Origin of the sequence: Flintibacter sp. HCN-6482, assembly GCF_037892565.1 — a bacterium.
Classification (GTDB): domain Bacteria; phylum Bacillota; class Clostridia; order Oscillospirales; family Oscillospiraceae; genus Lawsonibacter; species Lawsonibacter aceti.
The window spans coordinates 540,396-556,809 of record NZ_JBBKBK010000001.1 but is presented as its reverse complement, the minus strand read 5'-3'; the positions used below and the strand labels follow the sequence as shown (position 1 = coordinate 556,809).

Annotated in this window: 12 protein-coding genes, 1 tRNA gene and 1 other RNA gene; 9 read left to right on the top strand and 5 right to left on the bottom strand. The window is 58.7% G+C overall.

The features are described 5' to 3' along the window. The first annotated feature begins 24 nt into the window (after positions 1-24). Positions 25-2,244, top strand: coding sequence for an SF1B family DNA helicase RecD2 (gene recD2 / locus WKS99_RS02655; protein WP_340405284.1), 2,220 nt, complete (start codon positions 25-27; stop codon positions 2,242-2,244). Continuing rightward, on the top strand, positions 2,237-2,986 hold the full coding sequence (locus WKS99_RS02650) for a GNAT family N-acetyltransferase (protein ID WP_186853319.1): 750 nt from the start codon (positions 2,237-2,239) through the stop codon (positions 2,984-2,986). Before recD2 ends, WKS99_RS02650 begins: the two co-directional genes overlap by 8 nt. Before the next feature lie 31 nt (positions 2,987-3,017). On the opposite strand, the gene WKS99_RS02645 is transcribed toward WKS99_RS02650, so the two are convergent. Beyond that, positions 3,018-3,578 (bottom strand): manganese efflux pump MntP, encoded by a 561-nt coding sequence (locus WKS99_RS02645; protein ID WP_147570878.1) that lies wholly within the window; start codon positions 3,576-3,578, stop codon positions 3,018-3,020. 319 nt (positions 3,579-3,897) lie between these two features. On the opposite strand from WKS99_RS02645, the gene WKS99_RS02640 reads away from it, so the two are divergent. Beyond that, positions 3,898-3,984, top strand: a tRNA-Leu gene (locus tag WKS99_RS02640). Between the two features lie 383 nt (positions 3,985-4,367). Continuing rightward, positions 4,368-5,750 (top strand): vWA domain-containing protein, encoded by a 1,383-nt coding sequence (locus tag WKS99_RS02635; protein WP_147570877.1) that lies wholly within the window; start codon positions 4,368-4,370, stop codon positions 5,748-5,750. Between the two features lie 192 nt (positions 5,751-5,942). Here WKS99_RS02635 and WKS99_RS02630 read toward each other — a convergent pair whose 3' ends face one another. The 4 genes from WKS99_RS02630 to WKS99_RS02615 all read right to left on the bottom strand — a co-directional run bounded on the left by WKS99_RS02630 (position 5,943) and on the right by WKS99_RS02615 (position 9,150). Next, a complete protein-coding gene (locus WKS99_RS02630; protein ID WP_340405283.1) occupies positions 5,943-6,824 on the bottom strand; it encodes a DNA/RNA non-specific endonuclease in 882 nt (293 codons plus the stop codon). A 72-nt stretch (positions 6,825-6,896) separates the two neighbouring features. Next, positions 6,897-8,417 (bottom strand): peptidylprolyl isomerase, encoded by a 1,521-nt coding sequence (locus WKS99_RS02625; RefSeq protein WP_340405282.1) that lies wholly within the window; start codon positions 8,415-8,417, stop codon positions 6,897-6,899. Between the two features lie 215 nt (positions 8,418-8,632). Beyond that, positions 8,633-8,831, bottom strand: a non-coding RNA gene (gene ssrS, locus WKS99_RS02620) — 6S RNA. 4 nt (positions 8,832-8,835) lie between these two features. Continuing rightward, positions 8,836-9,150 carry a DUF1292 domain-containing protein gene (locus tag WKS99_RS02615; protein ID WP_147570874.1) on the bottom strand — a complete coding sequence of 105 codons (315 nt, stop codon included), beginning with the start codon at positions 9,148-9,150 and terminating at the stop codon, positions 8,836-8,838. Between the two features lie 312 nt (positions 9,151-9,462). On the opposite strand from WKS99_RS02615, the gene WKS99_RS02610 reads away from it, so the two are divergent. From WKS99_RS02610 to WKS99_RS02590, 5 genes are all read left to right on the top strand, one after another. Then, positions 9,463-12,123 carry a transglycosylase domain-containing protein gene (locus WKS99_RS02610; protein ID WP_147570873.1) on the top strand — a complete coding sequence of 887 codons (2,661 nt, stop codon included), beginning with the start codon at positions 9,463-9,465 and terminating at the stop codon, positions 12,121-12,123. A 210-nt stretch (positions 12,124-12,333) separates the two neighbouring features. Next, positions 12,334-12,774 carry an ACT domain-containing protein gene (locus tag WKS99_RS02605; RefSeq protein WP_147570872.1) on the top strand — a complete coding sequence of 147 codons (441 nt, stop codon included), beginning with the start codon at positions 12,334-12,336 and terminating at the stop codon, positions 12,772-12,774. A gap of 34 nt (positions 12,775-12,808) precedes the next feature. Next, complete coding sequence (locus WKS99_RS02600; RefSeq protein ID WP_340405281.1) at positions 12,809-14,020, top strand: homoserine dehydrogenase; 1,212 nt, start codon at positions 12,809-12,811, stop codon at positions 14,018-14,020. A gap of 123 nt (positions 14,021-14,143) precedes the next feature. Next, entirely contained in the window at positions 14,144-15,370 is a 1,227-nt protein-coding gene (locus WKS99_RS02595) for an aspartate kinase (RefSeq protein ID WP_240286929.1), read from the top strand. A gap of 196 nt (positions 15,371-15,566) precedes the next feature. Further along, positions 15,567-16,337 (top strand): hypothetical protein, encoded by a 771-nt coding sequence (locus WKS99_RS02590; protein WP_147570869.1) that lies wholly within the window; start codon positions 15,567-15,569, stop codon positions 16,335-16,337. Positions 16,338-16,414 lie beyond the last annotated feature (77 nt).

The window sequence follows — 16,414 nt, the reverse complement described above, 5'->3', positions numbered from 1 at the left end:
GATGCAAAGGAGGGAAACGACGCCATGGAACAGCGGGAATTAGAGCTGGTCGAGGGCACCGTTTCCGTGGTCATCTACCAGAACGAGGACAACGGCTACACCATCCTGAAGCTGGATGTACGGGATGAGGAGGTCACCGTAGTTGGCACCATGCCCGGTGTGGCCCCCGGAGAATACCTATCTGTCCGGGGCCGCTGGACCCGCCACCCTACCTATGGGGTGCAGCTCAAGGCCCAGGTAGTGGAGCGCCGACTGCCACAGGGATTGAAGGAGATCTTCCATTACCTGTCCTCCGGGGCTGTGAAGGGTATCGGAAAGGCCACCGCCCGGCTGGTCATCGAGGAGTTCGGGGAGGAGGCCCTGACAGTCATCGAGGACGACCCGGACCAGCTTACGAAAATAAGAGGCATCTCACCCAAGCGGGCCCGCCAGATCGGAGAGGCCTTCCGCCAGCAGATGGGCACCCGCCGGCTGGTGGAGTTTTTGACCGAGCATCAGCTCCCTCTGGAGCTGGCAGCCCTCCTTCACAGGGCCTACGGCGACGTGGCGCTGGAGGTGGTGCGGGCCAACCCCTATCTGCTGGTCAATGAGGAATTCCGGGTGGAATTCTCCCAGGCGGACGGCCTGGCTCTGGCCCTGGGGGTGGGCCATGAGGACCCCTTGCGTCTGGAGGCCGGGCTCCTCTTTGAGATGGCCCACAATAACCTGAACAACGGGCACACCTTCCTGCCCCGGCGCAAGCTGGTGGAGGCCACGGGCGTACTGCTGGAGGTGCCCTGCCAGATGCTGGAGGACTGCCTGACCACCCTGCTGGACCGGGGAGAGGCGGAGCTGGAGCGTATCGCCGGACAGGAAGCGGTCTATCTTCCAGCCCTCCACGACGCGGAAGCCTTTATCGCCCAGCGTTTGGGGGAGATGAGCGCCAGCCGGCTCCTTCCGCCCGATGGGCTGGACAGGCTCATCGACCGCATCCAGCGGGAGCAGCGCATCACATACGCCCCCCAGCAGCGCCAAGCTGTGGAGCTGGCCGCGGAGCGGCAGGTCATGCTTTTGACCGGCGGGCCGGGTACGGGAAAGACCACCTGCCTGCGGGGCGTACTGGACCTGTTTGACAGAATGGGCTTAGAGACCGCCCTGGCGGCCCCTACGGGGCGGGCGGCCAAGCGGCTGGGTGAGCTGTGCGGAACAGAGGCGTCTACCATCCACAGGTTGCTGGAGACGGGCTTTGACCCCCACTCCGGCCGGCTGGTCTTTGCCAAAAACTCCTACGCTCCCCTCCAGGCAGACGCTGTCATCGTGGATGAGACCTCGATGGTAGACGTGCCGCTGATGGCCGCCCTGCTGGATGCCCTTGAGGGGGACTGCCGCCTGGTGCTGGTGGGCGATCCAGACCAGCTGCCTTCGGTGGGGCCTGGCAACCTGTTTGCCGATCTCATCCGAAGCAAGGTGGTGCCCACTGTCCGGCTGACGGAGATCTTCCGCCAGGCCGCTCAGAGCGCCATTGTCCGCAGCGCGCATCTGGTCAACAGAGGAGAACTGCCTGACTTGCGGGCCAACGACAGCGACTTCTTTTTCCTGTCCCGTCGGGACCCCCAGAGCGTGTTGGACACTATCGTAGATCTCTGCCGCCGCCGTCTGCCCGAGCGGATGGGGATTCCCGCCGACCAGATCCAGGTCCTGTCGCCCACCCGGCGGCGGGGCACAGGGACCCGGGCGCTGAACCAGGTGCTGCAGCAGGCCCTGAACCCGCCCCGGGAGGACAAGGGGGAGCGCAGGTTCGGTGACTGGGTATTCCGCGCCGGGGACAAGGTGATGCAGGTGCGGAACAACTACGATATCCTCTGGCGGGAGGAGGGGGGCACCTCATCAGGCATGGGGATGTTCAACGGGGACATCGGGGTGATCCGCTCTATTCAGGGGGAGATCATCACCGTGGACTTTGACGGCAAGGTGGTAGAGTACACTCCAGATATGCTGGGAGAGCTGGAGCCCGCCTTTGCTGTGACAGTACACAAGGCCCAGGGCAGCGAGTACAGGGCGGTCATCCTGGCTGCGCTGGAGGGGGCACCTATGCTCATGACCCGGGGCGTGCTGTATACCGCGATTACCCGCGCCAGGGAGCTGTTTATCATTGTAGGGGACCAGGGGACAGTGGCCCAGATGGTGGCCAATGACCGCCAGACCCGGCGATACTCTGGCCTAAGGGCCCGGTTGGCGGAAGGGAGCTGGACAAGGAATGAATAAAGCGGCGGCGCTCTTTCAAGGCTGGCCGGAGACCATGGTGTGGTCCTGCCTCCAGGGCTGTATGGGACAGGTGCTGGTGGAAGGCGGGGAAGAGCCCGCCTCCGCGGCGGCCCTGATCGGGGATTTCGCCTTTTTCGCCGGCCGCCCGGACAGGGCGCTTGCCCAGAAAGCGGAAGCGTCTATCCTGGTCCCCGGAGACCAGGGATGGGCCTGTCTGCTGGAGGAGGTCTGGGGGGCGAAGATTATACCCTGGACCCGGTACGCCACGGAGAAGGATCCAAGCTCCTTTTGCCGAGCCAAGCTGGAGGGCTATGCCGGTCCGCCAACGGGATTTGAACTGCGGCCGATGGACGGCGCTCTCTATACACAGGCCATGAAAGAGGATTGGAGCAGGGATCTGTGCGCTCTATTTGAGGACGGACTGGATTACGAGGCACGGGGGATAGGGGTGGCCGTCCTGTGCGGAGGGGAACTGGTAGCGGGAGCCTCCTCCTACGCCGTATACCGGGACGGGATTGAAATTGAGATCGATACCCGGCCGGACCAGCGGGGAAAAGGACTGGCCACCGCCTGTGGGGCGCGGCTCATTTTGGACTGTTTGGACCGGGGGCTATATCCCAGCTGGGACGCCCATGACAAGCGATCCGCCCATCTGGCCCAAAAACTGGGCTATCGTCTGGCCGGGGCCTACCGGGCCTATTTAAACATGGAAAGGCCGGCTCCGGGCCTTCCTGTTCCGTGAGAGCCCGAAGCTGGCCAATCAGCAGCGATATTTACCCCAGGATGCCCAGATGCTCAAGGAGTATTTTGATTCCCATGAGCATAAGGATCAGCCCCCCCGCCAGCTCCGCCTTACCGCGGAAGCGGGCGCCAAAGAGAGCGCCTACCTGGACCCCCGCAGCGGACAGAAGAAAGGTGGTCAGACCGATGAAGGTGATGGCGGGCAGGATATCCACCTGAAGAAAGGCGAAAGTGACCCCCACCGCCAGCGCGTCGATGCTGGTCGCCAGCGCCAGAGGGAGCATGGAGCGGAAGGAGAAGGAGCAGTCTACGTCCTCGCTCTCTTCACGGGACTCCCGCACCATGTTGATACCGATGATGGACAAAAGGAGAAAGGCGATCCAGTGGTCCACTGTGGAGATGAAGGCCTGGAACTGGATGCCGAGCAGCCAGCCAAGCAGCGGCATCATGGCCTGAAAGCCTCCGAAATAGAGACCGCAGGTGAGATTATGGACCGGGCGAAGATGACCAGCTGACAGACCTTTGCACACCGAAACGGCAAAAGCGTCCATAGACAGGCCCACGGCGAGAATGAACAGCTCGAATAAACTCATATTGACCTCCTACCCTGATAGACCGGCACAGGCCGAGCATAGAAAAAAGACCTGCCTGTTGCGGAACAGGCAAGTCTCATCGTTTCAGGTCCGGCCAGAAGGGCAATATCCCCATCAGTATGTTGACCGGGCCACGCTCATGCGCCGACTACTCCCTTACTTGGAATCTAACCATAGCATGACCGGCCGTCCCTTGTCAACCTATTTTTTGGACTTCCTTTCCATGACTGAAAAAAATGAAGAAAAAGTGTTGACAGATGGAAGCGGCTGTGGTAATATAACCCTTGCGCTGAACAGTACAGCGCCAACTGAATCGGATGCGCGAGTGGTGGAATTGGTAGACTCGCTGGCTTCAGGTGCCAGTGCTCGCAAGGGCGTGCGGGTTCGACTCCCGCCTCGCGCACCACGTCGGAGCAAACGTCATATCGTTTGCTCCGACTTTTTTTATAAAAAGTCAGAGCGCACCCATTTTATTGCTCCTCCTTTCCAAATCACAACCGCTGCGCTGGGCTGCGATTTGGTGTCGCCGCTTTGCGGCGTTTTTTTGATTTTGCAGAAATATCGGCTTTAACTGTCCTTTTCGTTTTGGCCTCGTCAGTTTCTGCTCGGTTCCACCCTTGGGAATAAAATTACGCAGGCTGATAGAGCTGCCCTGTCTCCCTCAGGAGGGCCGCCCTGTATGCAACTGCGCTCTGAAATAGGACAAACCGGCGACGCCCTATGGTGTCATGGTCTACCGCGGTCACATAGACTGTGATGGGGCAACCCCCAGAAGGGAGTAATACAACAATGGGTATTACCAATTCCAATAAGGTGATCAATATGGAGCGCATCGACTGTGATGGGTCTCTGAAGGTTACTCTGGCGCTTACCGCCGCGCCCGATATTGTCACTAATCCCACCGACATCGCTCTGGTGCTGGACCGATCCGGTAGCATGACCGGCGAGCCGCTGGCCAGCATGAAAACTGGTGCTAAGACGTTTATCGATATCATCTCCGAGTCCACCGGGGGCCAGGCGTCGGGAGAGATTGGCTCCGGTAGCCGCATCGGCATCGTCAGTTTTTCCAGCACAGCCGTGCAGGACACCCAGCTGATCACCTCTGTGGCAACACTGAAGAACGCCGTAGACGCTCTGTCGGCCGGCGGCAGCACCAACCACGCCGACGCCTTTACGAAGGCAATCTCGCTATTTGATCCCAGTTCCAGCAACGCCAAGGTCATTGTCATGTTCACCGATGGAAACACCACGGCTGGAGCTCCTCCTGCTCCTGTGGCCGCCGCGGCCCGTGCGCAGGGCATCATCATCTACTGCATTGGTCTGGTCGGGTCGGACGGAGTAGATGTGGGAGTGCTGAACGACTGGGCCAGCGACCCGGCTGCGACCCATGTAGCCGTCACACCTGACACAGCGGACCTGGAGGAGCTCTTTGCGGAGCTAGCCGCCAATATTTCGAAGACAGGAGCCACCAATATTGTGATCAATGAGAAGGTGACGGATGACTTTGTGGTCACCAGTGTTCTGAATCCGACGGTGGGCAGCGCCACCATGCTCAATTCCACCTCTCTGCGCTGGACCATCCCCGAATTGGGTGTTTCCGCTCCTGAGAGCGCCACACTGGAATTCTATGTCCGCCATGTGGGGCAGAATCCCGGCACCAAGTTGGTCAATGAATCTATCACCTACTCCGATACCGAGGGGAATGTAGTGGATTTCCCAGAGCCCGCTGTGGCCGTGGAATGTGATGTAGTGGTCAATCCGGAGGAATGTCCTCTCCCGGTAGATCTGACGATCCAGAGCTGTTCGGATGCCGTAGTAGTAGATACGGGGGATGTCTATCTGGAGTCTATGGGAACGATTCTGCAGATGGATGTGACGGTGAAAAACGTTTGCCCCCAAAAGCGGGTCGCTTTGGCCGTTATCCTTACCGAGGTAGATGAGAACGGTACGGAGTATCAGCGGGGGACGAAGGCTGTGACCATCCCGGCCCACAGTTACCCCTCCTGCCGGGATGTACTGGTTAAGTGCATCAAGTTTGTGGTTCCCAAGGACCTGGATGTGTCCGGCGGATCGACCCAGACGATGTGCAGCCCGCGTCAGTTTAAAGCCCGCTTTATTGCCCACAATATCGACAGCGACTACCGCTGCTGTGAGTCCGTTTTGACTCTATAAAACGGATGCCAACCCAGCAGACCACCGCCAGACAGCGGTGGTACATAGGGAGCTATCTAAATAAATGCAGTCGATCCGCTTGAGAAACAAGCGGATTTTCGGTTTTTAGGCCGTCATTTGCCCTTCCGTCTAAAAAGAAGAGGTACGCATACGGCGTACCTCTTCTTTCACTTATAGGACAGCCCCGTGGAGTCAAGGCTTACATGAGCCACAGGGACTGTAGCCGCGCTGGATCAGCTCCTCCCGGCCGCCGGAATATTCCTGATAGTTGCCGGGACTTATCTGATTCACACTGCCGCAGGACGGGAGATGGAACTTCATGGAATTGGTATTGAGGACATAACGTCCTGTCTCTCCCTGGGAGGAGGCAGGAGGATCCTCCTCCGAGCGCCAGCTCTCGCCGGTGGCGTAGTCGATGGTCACTCCAGGCTGGACATTGTAGCAGAAGACACAGAAGGAGAGGCCGGCCCCCTCGTCCTCTACGGAGCAAGCCTCCATCAGGACACCGTCAGCCACCAGATTGTCCCCCTGGAAGATGGGAGTGACTCGGTAGAGCACATGGCCGCCCGTGTCATCCACATAGTCGTTCACCATATCCTCAAAGGGGAGCATCCCCTCCACATTCATATAGCGGGTGCCGGTAATCAGATTTTCCTCATTGGCGTTTTCCCCGGCCAGCTGAAAGCCGATGAGATGGCACCGGTTGTATAGATACTTCCCATCTACCAGGTCGTCATAACGGACCGTGTGCCAGCCGGAGGGCTTTACCATCCCAATCTCTCCCCGCTCCTCTGTTGGCATGATGTCAAGGCAGACATTGGCCCAGGCGGCGCCGCAGCGGCCCAGGGAGTCCAACGGGCTGTATCTCTCAAAGGGCTCGGTGGTCAGATCATCGGGGGAGAAGTAGGGAAGGCCGCCGTTTACCTCCGCATAGGCCTGTCCGGAGTAGGACGGGATATCGGAGGGAGAGAAGCCGTCGCCCGTTAGGACCGGGGCAGGCGCTCCGCAGGAGGCCAAGGAGAGCAGCAGGAGCAGGCCGGTGAGCCATCGGGAAAGCGTTTTACCAGTTATCATGGTGATATCCTCTCTATCTATAACAGAAAGGGCACAGACATCCGTCTGTGCCCTTCTCTTCGGTGGAACCGCTTACTGGACGAACTTGGCGGCAAAGCCCAGAGCGGCCTCGTAGCCCTCGGCCGCGCTCTCCTCCCAGGCGGTCTGGTCTTCAGTGCGCAGGCTGTTGTCAGCGGTCTGCTGCCAGACAGGGTCCTTCTGGGCCACAAAATAGAGGATCTGATAGCCTTCCGCCTCCGTATCCTGGATTACGGTGGTGTCACCAGGCTGGCGAGCGGGGTCCAGGGCCCAGTTGGTGTAGACCGCGTCAGAAGTGAGGGCGGTCAGATTGGTCATCAGGCCGCCTCCTGTGGCGGACACAGGGTCCTTGCTGTTGGAAGCAGCCAGGTCAGCGAAGCTGTCCTCAGTGGCGTCGCCGCTCTGCCACTGGGCCAACAGGTCCTCGGCAGAGGACTTGGCCTCGTCGTCGGAGTCGGCAGTCACCAGAATGTTGCGGATGTCAGCGGCAGCTCCATCGTTGCGCTGGCGGTCCTCAAAGCGGACCACATAATAGTAATAGCTGGATCCGCCGTCATATTCGGCCAGAGTCACGTCGCCGGCCTTGCGGGCACTATCAAAGGCCCAATCGGTATAAGAGGAGTTGACGCTGGAGCCGGTTTGGACGCGGGAAACAGCGTCGGAATAGAGGTCCTCGCTGTACTGAGCAGCCAGATCAGCGGGCTCCTCGCCGGCCTCCATCTTAGCCAGGATCTCCTCGGCCTTGGCCTTGACCTCGGCCTTAGCCTCCTCCAGAGCGGCGGCCTGCTCCTCCTCGGTCATCTCAATGGTGTCGCCGTTCTCGTCTGTGGTGGGGACGCTGGCCCGGAGCGCCAGTTGGCTGGTGGTAAAGGTGTCCAGAGCGTCCTTGTTCTCCTGGTAGTAGGACTCATAATCGGCCTGGGAATAGGTGTAGGCGGCTTTGTTGGTGCTGGCATAGTCGGATACCAGGGCCTCCCGCTCCAGAAGCTCCAGCAGGTGGTCATAGGTCATATAGGGCCCGTAGTTGCTGCGGATCATCTCGTTGCGGGTGTTGTACTGCCCCACCCAGGCGTTGTTCAGGGTGGTGACCGTCTCGTCCAGGGCAGCCTGACCGTCCTCACTTATGGCATAGCCCTCGGCCACGGCCTTGTCGTAGAGGGCGGTGATGGTGGTCAGATAGTCCACCGCCCCGTCCAGCAGATGGTCATACCAGGTGTCGCCGGTTTCCTGGTCATAGACCTGGTCCTTGGGGTCCTTGGTATAATCAAAACCGGTCTGCAGGCCATACATGGCGTATTGCATGGTGTTCTGATACATGACATTATAGTAGTACTGCAGGTCGGCCGCGGAATACTTGGTGTCTTGGATGGTGACAGCGGTCATGGACCGCTGGATCAGTCCGCTGTTCAAGACCAAGGTCACAGCGATAGCCGCCACACAGATGACGCCGACCACAGCGTACAGGATGGAGCTGCGGCGGTCAGCCTTCTGTTTGCGCTGGCACTCCTGGACCCGCTCGTCCGGCCCCTGGCTGGTCTGACCCTGGCGGGTCTTCTTTTCTCTGGATGCACTCACAGTTGTTTCAGTCCTCTCGTTGTGTTCAATGGGAGCCGGCCCAGAGGCGGCCCCACGCCCCTGGCAAGGCAGGGACGACCTGAACTATTATACAGGAAAGCGGCCTGCCTTTCAAGTGTCAGACGGGGAAAAGTAAGGGTTTTACACTTTATTCACGTTTTTTAGGACGAAAAGAGGCCGCGGTCATAAGACCGCGGCCCAGTTCCAAGCGTTCTATATACCCCGCTCTGGCCGTGTGAGCCCGTTTAAAACCTGCACGAATGGCAGGTGGGTCGCCTCCACACCGCTTTGCCGCTTCCAACTTCCAATCCACCTCAAAGGGGGACCGGGAGGCCTGCGACCCACGGTGTGAGGGGGCGTCCCGTTTAAAAAATGTGGGTTTAAAAGAGCCCATCACGCACCGAGCAGGAAAGATCGCTTATTCCTCGTCCTCTTCCTCAAAAAAACGCTCCATAAACAGGTTATAGACCATATCCAGTTCCTCGTCAGAGTCTGGGGTGGACAACAGTTCCTCGCCATTTTCCACGATGGCCTTCATAATGACCAGCCCGTACTCCTCATCATCGGCATCCACATCGACTGGCTCTCCGGTCTCCTCGTCCTCTGCCACGGCGGGGAACATGGCATAGTAAGTGACACCATTGTGTTCCAGGGTATCGACTAATTCCAGTTCGAACTCGTTGCCCTCTTCGTCGGTGACGGAGATGAAATCTGGGCCGAACTCTTCACTCATAGCAAGCTACCTCCAGCTCTTTCTTCTTCTCTATTTTAACCCGGTGAGAGGAAAAATGCAAGGGCTGGAGGATGTAAAATTTCGCCTGGGTAAAAAGCTGGGGACGGGACACAGCGAGAACGGCCCGTCCCATGGGGAGTGCTCCGGAAAGGGCTTATCCGGGATTATGGGTGGACAAATGGAAAGAATATGCTATAATGGTATCTGTATCATGCCGTTTTTGCCCTTTGGGGAAGCGCGGTGTTGAGCAGTAGTTATCCACCAAGACCATCGGAGCGCGGGGGACAGCCCGCCCCGGTTGGAGGTAGCAACGTGTCTGATCAAAACAACAATAACTCTCTATACGAAAACAGTGAATACCCCTCCCGCCAGCGCCGGACAGCCGACCAGCATCCCCGCCGACGGCCCAGAAAGAAGCGAGGGAGCACGGGCAACACCATCCTAAAGGTGCTGGGCACCCTGTTCCTGGTAGGCCTGTGCACTGGCGCTGTGCTGTGCTGCTTTGGTGCCTACTATGTCCAGACGGTCATTCTACCCGAGGTAGAGGTGAGCATGGACGACTTCCAACTGGGTGAGAATAGCGTCATGTACTACCAGGACAAAGAGACGGGCCGGTATGTGGAGATGACCACCCTGCTCAGTAGTACCAGCTCCGTTTGGGTGGACCTGGAGGAGATGCCGAAATATCTGCCCCAGGCCGCTGTAGCCATTGAGGATCAGCGGTTTTACACCCACCCGGGGGTGGACTGGAAGCGGACGGCCAAAGCTGTTCTGGATATGTTCCTGGGCAACGACATTTCCGGCGGCTCTACCATCACCCAGCAACTCATCAAAAACATGACAGACTATAACGAGACCACGGTGAAGCGGAAGGTCACCGAGATATTTCGCGCCATCCGCTTTACCCAGAACAACAGCAAGGATGACACCCTGGAGATGTATTTGAATATCATCCCCCTGGGGGCAGGCTGTGAGGGGGTAGGCTCCGCCTCGCTGAAGTACTTTGGCAAGCCGGTGAGCGAGCTGACACTGGCTGAGTGCGCCAGCCTGGTGGGCATCACCAACAACCCCTCTAAGTACGGCCCCTATTCCTTCGCCAAGTCTAAAACCAGCACCGGTGAGGTGTGGGATGCCCGGCAGTGGAACAAGTACCGCCAGGAGGTCATCTTGGGAGAGATGCTCAAGCAGGGCATGATCTCCCAGGAGGAGCACGACGAGGCCGTGGCCCAGGAGCTGGTCTTTGTCCGGGCCGAGGGCGAGGAGGCGGAGACCGAGATCTACAACTGGTACGAGGAGACAGTCATCTCCGATGTTCGGGCGGACCTGAAGGAAAAATATGGCTTTTCTGACTCCCGGCTGGATCAGATCATGGCCCGCGGCGGTCTGCGGATCTACACCTGTATGGACCCTGAGATTCAGGCTATTGCTGAGGCGGTGTACGAGGACCGGGCCAATCTGAATTATACCTCTAAGAGCGGCCAGCAGATGCAGTCCTCCATCACCATCATCGACAATGAGACCGGGGACGTGGCGGCTATCGTGGGCCGCTTTGGGGAGAAGACAGAGAACCGGGGCATGAACTACGCCAACGCCGCCAAGCGGCAGCCCGGCTCCTCCATCAAGCCTCTGACGGTCTACGCCCCTGCGCTGGAGAAGGGGCTGTTATCCCCCATCTCCGTGCTGGACGACTATCCCTATGATACAAGAACAGGCTCCGCCTGGCCCCTGAACTCCGGCGGGAACCGCTACCGGGGCCTGACCACCCTGAAGGACGGCCTGATGCGGTCAGCCAACACTATCGCGGTCCGGGTGGTGGCCGACTATGTTACCCCTCAGGAGAGCTTTTCCTTTGGCAAGGACAAGTTCAAACTGGATCTGGTGGACGCGGTCCAGTCTGGGGACCAGATCATGAGTGATATCGATATCTCCCCCATGGCCATGGGCGGCCTGACCGCCGGCGTGTCCAGCCGAACAATGGCCCAGGCTTACGCCACTTTCCCCAGCGCCGGGGTTTACACCTATTCCAGGACCTATACCCGGGTGACCCAGCTGGTGGACGGGGAGGAAGTGGTCCTGCTGGAGAATGAGCCAGAGAAGGAGCAGGTGCTGAAGGAGAGCACCGCCTATTATATGAACACCATGCTCCAGCGGGTCATCAGCGGAAGTGGGGTCAGCGGCGACGGCCATACGGGCTATGAGGCGGCTTTGTCCGGAATGCGGGCGGCTGGCAAGACCGGTACCACCTCCGACAACTTTGACCGGTGGTTCGTGGGCTATACCCCCTACTATACTGCCGCCGTCTGGACCGGCTATGAGCAGAATGAGAAGATGAAGACCGGAAGCGCCAACCCGGCGGCCGTGCTGTGGAAAAAGGTGATGAGCCAGGTCCACGAGGGGCTGGAGAACAAGAAGTTCCCTGAGGTTTCCGGGCTGAAGCAGGTCACCTACTGCCTGGACAGCGGACTGCTGGCTGGTGAATACTGCGCCCTGGACCCAAGGGGCAGCCGGGTGGCTACCGATTATATTTTCCCGGAAGATTATCCCGATGGCCGGACCTGTACCGTCCACACCGCTGAGAGCGTGGTCAAGGTGTGTGTGGACAGCCCAATCCTCAACGAGGATGGCACGGAGACCGGCCTGTACCACATCGCTGGTCCCTACTGCCCCGAGGAGAGCCTGCGGGAGGTCTGCTACCCCAACTACGAGCGTGAGAAGGTGGGCTCTGCCGTAGCCCAGGATGAGATGTACCGCTTCGACGTGGTGGAGGCCCAGGGGACCTGTACTGTCCACACCGAGGCCCCGGTGGTGCAGCCTGATCCCAGTGATCCCAACTTTCCATGGGATCCAAGCCAGCCGGTGGACCCCAATGATCCGGGGTCTGGGAGCCAGACTGACCCCAGTGGATCAGGGAGCGGATCGGGTTCCGACAGTCCTCCGCCCTCCCAGGATATCCCCCAAGACCAGTGGCCATGAATCGGAACGGCTCAGACGCCGCGGAGAGACACTCCGCGGCGTCTGTCTGTCTGGACTCTGTCAAAAATGACGGAGATGGCCGAGAATAGTCGAGGGAATTTTAGCGTTTCCCCATAGGGTTTTTCGTTGCATCCTGCCTCTGAGTGTGTTACAATAGACCACATCACAGAAACAGATGACCGTATCAGATGGACAGACAGAGGTGTGGACATGAGTGGACCAGCAAAATATTTTATTGTAGAGGCGGACTCCATGCCGGAGATATTCCGAAAAGTGGCAGAGGCCAAGCGGCTGCTGGAAACAGGGGAGGAGAGCACCGTCAATGGTGCGGCCCGGACCGTGGGCATCAGCCGCAGCGCCTTCTACAAATATAAGGACGCGGTTCGGCCCTTCCACGATATGCTCCATGGGCGCATCGTCACCTTCCAGATTCTGCTGAAGGACGAACCGGGTATTCTGTCAGGGGCCCTCAACGTGCTGGCGGGGACCAGGGTAAACATCCTGACTATCAATCAAAACATCCCAGTCAATGGCTGCGCTGTGGTCACCATTACCGCGGAGACCTCCGCGCTCCAGGACTCACTGGAGGATGTGCTGAACAGCCTGTCGGCCGGCGAGGGGGTCATCCGATGCGAGATACTGGCAGGCTGACTTTTGGGAACAAATCAAACAAGGTGGGATTACTATGGTTAATGTAGCACTTCTGGGCTTTGGTACAGTAGGCTCCGGTGTGGCCGAGGTGCTGACCAGAAACGGCGGCTTGATTGACAGCCGGGTGGATGACCTGGTCCGGCTGAAATATATTATGAGAGCCAGAGAGGTCTTTGACGGGCCCTATCAAGATTTATTCGTCAAGGACTTCTCGATCATCGAGCAGGACCCCCAGGTGGATATTGTGGTGGAAACCATTGGGGGGACCGGAGCGGCCCTGGACTATACCACCCGGGCCTTAAAGGCGGGAAAGAGCGTTGTCACCGCCAATAAGGAGCTGGTGGCCACCCACGGCTATGAGCTGCTCCAGCTGGCCAAGGAGCACGGAGTGAGCTATCTCTTTGAGGCCAGCGTAGGGGGCGGTATCCCCATCCTCCGCCCCCTGACTTCCTGTCTGGCGGCCAACGAGCTGACCCAGGTCGTCGGCATCCTCAATGGCACCACGAACTATATCCTGACCCGAATGATACAGGCGGGCCTCACCTTTGAGCAGGCGCTGAAGGAGGCACAGGACAAAGGATACGCCGAAAAGGACCCCACCGCCGACGTGGATGGGCACGACGCCTGCCGGAAAATTTGTATTCTGGCCGCGCTGGCCTTTGGACACCACGTGTATCCAGACCAGGTGCCCACGGAAGGGATACGGCACGTCACCCTAGGGGATGCGGCCTATGCCGACTCCAAAGGCTATAAGATCAAGCTGCTGGGCAGGGCGATCCGCCAGCCTGAGGGTAAGGTGTGCGCCTTTGTGGCCCCCCATCTGGTGGCGGACACAGCCCCTCTGGCCGGGGTGGAGGACGTATTCAACGCCATCGCCGTCACCGGCAACGCCATCGGTGATGTGATGTTCTATGGCCGGGGAGCGGGTAAGCTGCCCACCGCTTCCGCTGTGGTGGCCGATGTCATTGATATTGCCAAGGACCTGAAGCGGGACCGGCATAACGGCTGGGCCTCCGGGTCTCCGGACCTGGTGGTGTCCGACGACGGCCTGACCTCCAAATGGTACGTCCGGGCCCAGGGTACCATGGACCAGGCCAGACTCGCCTGTGGGGAGATACAGCCTTTGGCCCGCAGTGGCGCGCCTACTTCTGAGGTGGCCTTCCTTACCGCTCCCATGCCCCGGCCGTTGGTGCTGGACAAACTGAGAGGGATGGAGGTGGCCTCCCTGTTCCGGGTGCTGGACTGACGCATAGAATGGCGGGGAGGCTCTGGCTGCAAAGGTAACCGACGGCCACCTTCACCGCTTTTGAGGGGCGGTCAGCCGCCCTCATCATAAAATCACCACTTGACCTTTAGGGGGAATCACATAATGTCACTCATTGTACAGAAATTTGGCGGCAGCTCTGTGGCTGACGCTAATAAGCTCCGAAATGTGGCCCGTATCATCACCGATACCTATCAGCGAGGCAACGATGTTGTGGTGGTCCTGTCCGCCCAGGGGGACACTACCGACGACCTGATCGAAAAAGCAAAGGAGCTCAATCCCCACGCTTCCAAGCGGGAGATGGATATGCTCCTGTCCACTGGAGAGCAGATCTCCATTTCCCTGTGCGCCATGTGCATTGAGAGTATGGGTTATCAGGCCATCTCTCTCACGGGCTGGCAGGCAGGGATGCTCACAGATTCGTCTTACAGTAACGCCCGGATCAAGCGGGTGCGCACCGAGCGCATCCAGAAAGAACTGGATAAGAGAAAGATTGTGCTGGTCGCCGGTTTCCAGGGCATTAACAAGTATGACGACATTACCACTCTGGGCCGGGGCGGTTCTGACACCTCGGCGGTGGCGCTGGCCGCCGCGCTCCACGCGGACCTGTGCCAGATCTACACCGATGTGGATGGTGTATATACTGCCGATCCCCGCAGTGTTACAGGGGCAAAAAAGCTGGAGGAGATCACCTTTGACGAGATGCTGGAGCTGGCCAGCTTGGGCGCCCAGGTCCTCCACAACCGCTCGGTGGAGATGGCCAAGCGGTATAACGTCAATCTGGAAGTGCTGTCCAGTTTCAGCGGAAATCCCGGTACAAAAGTCAAGGAGGTTGTCAAAACCATGGAAAAGACCCATGTTAGCGGTGTAGCCAAGGATAAGAATGTAGCCCGGATCGCTCTGGTGGGCCTGGCGGATCAGCCGGGCATCGCCTTTAAGATTTTTTCTCTGCTGGCCAAGGAGAATATCAACGTGGACATCATTCTCCAGTCTATCGGCCGTGACGGCAGCAAGGATATCAGCTTCACGGTAGCACGGGGTGACAGCCAGCGGGCCCGTGAGGTCATGGAGGAAAATAAGGAGGTCATCGGCTGCAAGTCGGTGGAGCTCAATGACCAGATCGCCAAGATCTCCGTCGTGGGTGCGGGTATGGCGAATAACGCCGGTGTGGCCTGCAAGATGTTTGAGGCCCTGTTTTCCGCCGGTATCAATATCAACATGATTTCTACCAGCGAGATCAAGGTGTCTGTCCTGGTGGACGAGCGGGACGCCGAGCGTGCTGTCCAGGCGGTCCATGACCGATTCTTCAGCGAATTTGGCAGCAACGGTTGATCACATCTGCCACCTCACGTCAGGGCACGGGAAACCGTGTCCTGATTTTTCGTAAAAGATTCTTAAGGATTCTTTTTCCTTTTTTTCTGTTGCAAAAAAACAGCGTATCTGGTACAATAATAATCTGTCTGGACCATAGACAATTTGTCAGACTGTTCCGGGATGCTGTGCCCGGTTGCAAGGAGATTGAACGCAAATGGATAAAAAGCAGAGAGAAGCACGCCGTCACCAGGAGGATATGGCCCTAAATCGGGGACTGCTGTGGGTCGGAGCGGCCATCATCCTGGAGTTCCTGCTGCTGCTCATCAACCGATATTATATCAACTTCCGTGTGGATGAGGCCTCCGTGAACCTGGCTACTACCCTCCATACGCTGCTGAAGGTGGTGCGGATTGGCGGGGCTGTGGCTGCCATACTGTGCCTGGTCTGGTCTGTGCTGCGCTTCCGGAAAGGTGAAAAACTGGTGCTTCCGGTGGTGCTGACCGCTGCTTTTGGCGCTCTGGCCATCTGTGCCCATGTGACTCTGGCATTCAAGGGAACAGGGGTGCGGATGCTGTTCCTGCTGGTTCCTGCTTGGGCCGGCCTGGCTCTAGTGTACTACCTCTACCAGAAGGAGTTTTTCCTCTCCGCCGTGGCGGTGGGGCTGTCCATCCTGGGGCTGTGGTGTGTCCGCTTTGGAGGCGCATTGACACTGGAATCGGGCCTGGTCTTTGTGGGTATCCTGGCAGTGACCGCAGCCGCGCTGTGGCTGAAAAAGAGCGGAGGCACGGTCAAATATGGCGAGCGGGAGCTCCAGTTCCTGAGCAAGAACGCCTCTTACCCTGTGGTGCTGGTCAGTTGCCTGGCCAGTCTGCTGGCACTGGCGGCAGCTATGGCGCTGGGTTCCTTCGTGGCCTACTACCTGATCTTTCTGATGGTAGCTTGGCTGTTTGCCCTGCTGGTCTACTACACAGTCAAGCTGATGTGAAAAAAGTCCCGGCCGGCCTTTTAGAGCGGCTGGGACTTTTTATGTCCAGTACATACTGCCTAAGTGGAAGAACCGCC

Excerpts from the sequence above, each read along its gene's own strand:
- WKS99_RS02630 (WP_340405283.1), bottom strand. The coding sequence starts at position 6,824 with ATGATAACTGGTAAAACGCTTTCCCGATGGCTCACCGGCCTGCTCCTG.
- WKS99_RS02650 (WP_186853319.1), top strand. The coding sequence starts at position 2,237 with ATGAATAAAGCGGCGGCGCTCTTTCAAGGCTGGCCGGAGACCATGGTG.
- WKS99_RS02635 (WP_147570877.1), top strand. The coding sequence starts at position 4,368 with ATGGGTATTACCAATTCCAATAAGGTGATCAATATGGAGCGCATCGAC.
- recD2 (WP_340405284.1), top strand. The coding sequence starts at position 25 with ATGGAACAGCGGGAATTAGAGCTGGTCGAGGGCACCGTTTCCGTGGTC.
- WKS99_RS02645 (WP_147570878.1), bottom strand. The coding sequence starts at position 3,578 with ATGAGTTTATTCGAGCTGTTCATTCTCGCCGTGGGCCTGTCTATGGAC.
- WKS99_RS02605 (WP_147570872.1), top strand. The coding sequence starts at position 12,334 with ATGAGTGGACCAGCAAAATATTTTATTGTAGAGGCGGACTCCATGCCG.
- WKS99_RS02615 (WP_147570874.1), bottom strand. The coding sequence starts at position 9,150 with ATGAGTGAAGAGTTCGGCCCAGATTTCATCTCCGTCACCGACGAAGAG.
- WKS99_RS02590 (WP_147570869.1), top strand. The coding sequence starts at position 15,567 with ATGGATAAAAAGCAGAGAGAAGCACGCCGTCACCAGGAGGATATGGCC.
- WKS99_RS02600 (WP_340405281.1), top strand. The coding sequence starts at position 12,809 with ATGGTTAATGTAGCACTTCTGGGCTTTGGTACAGTAGGCTCCGGTGTG.
- WKS99_RS02595 (WP_240286929.1), top strand. The coding sequence starts at position 14,144 with ATGTCACTCATTGTACAGAAATTTGGCGGCAGCTCTGTGGCTGACGCT.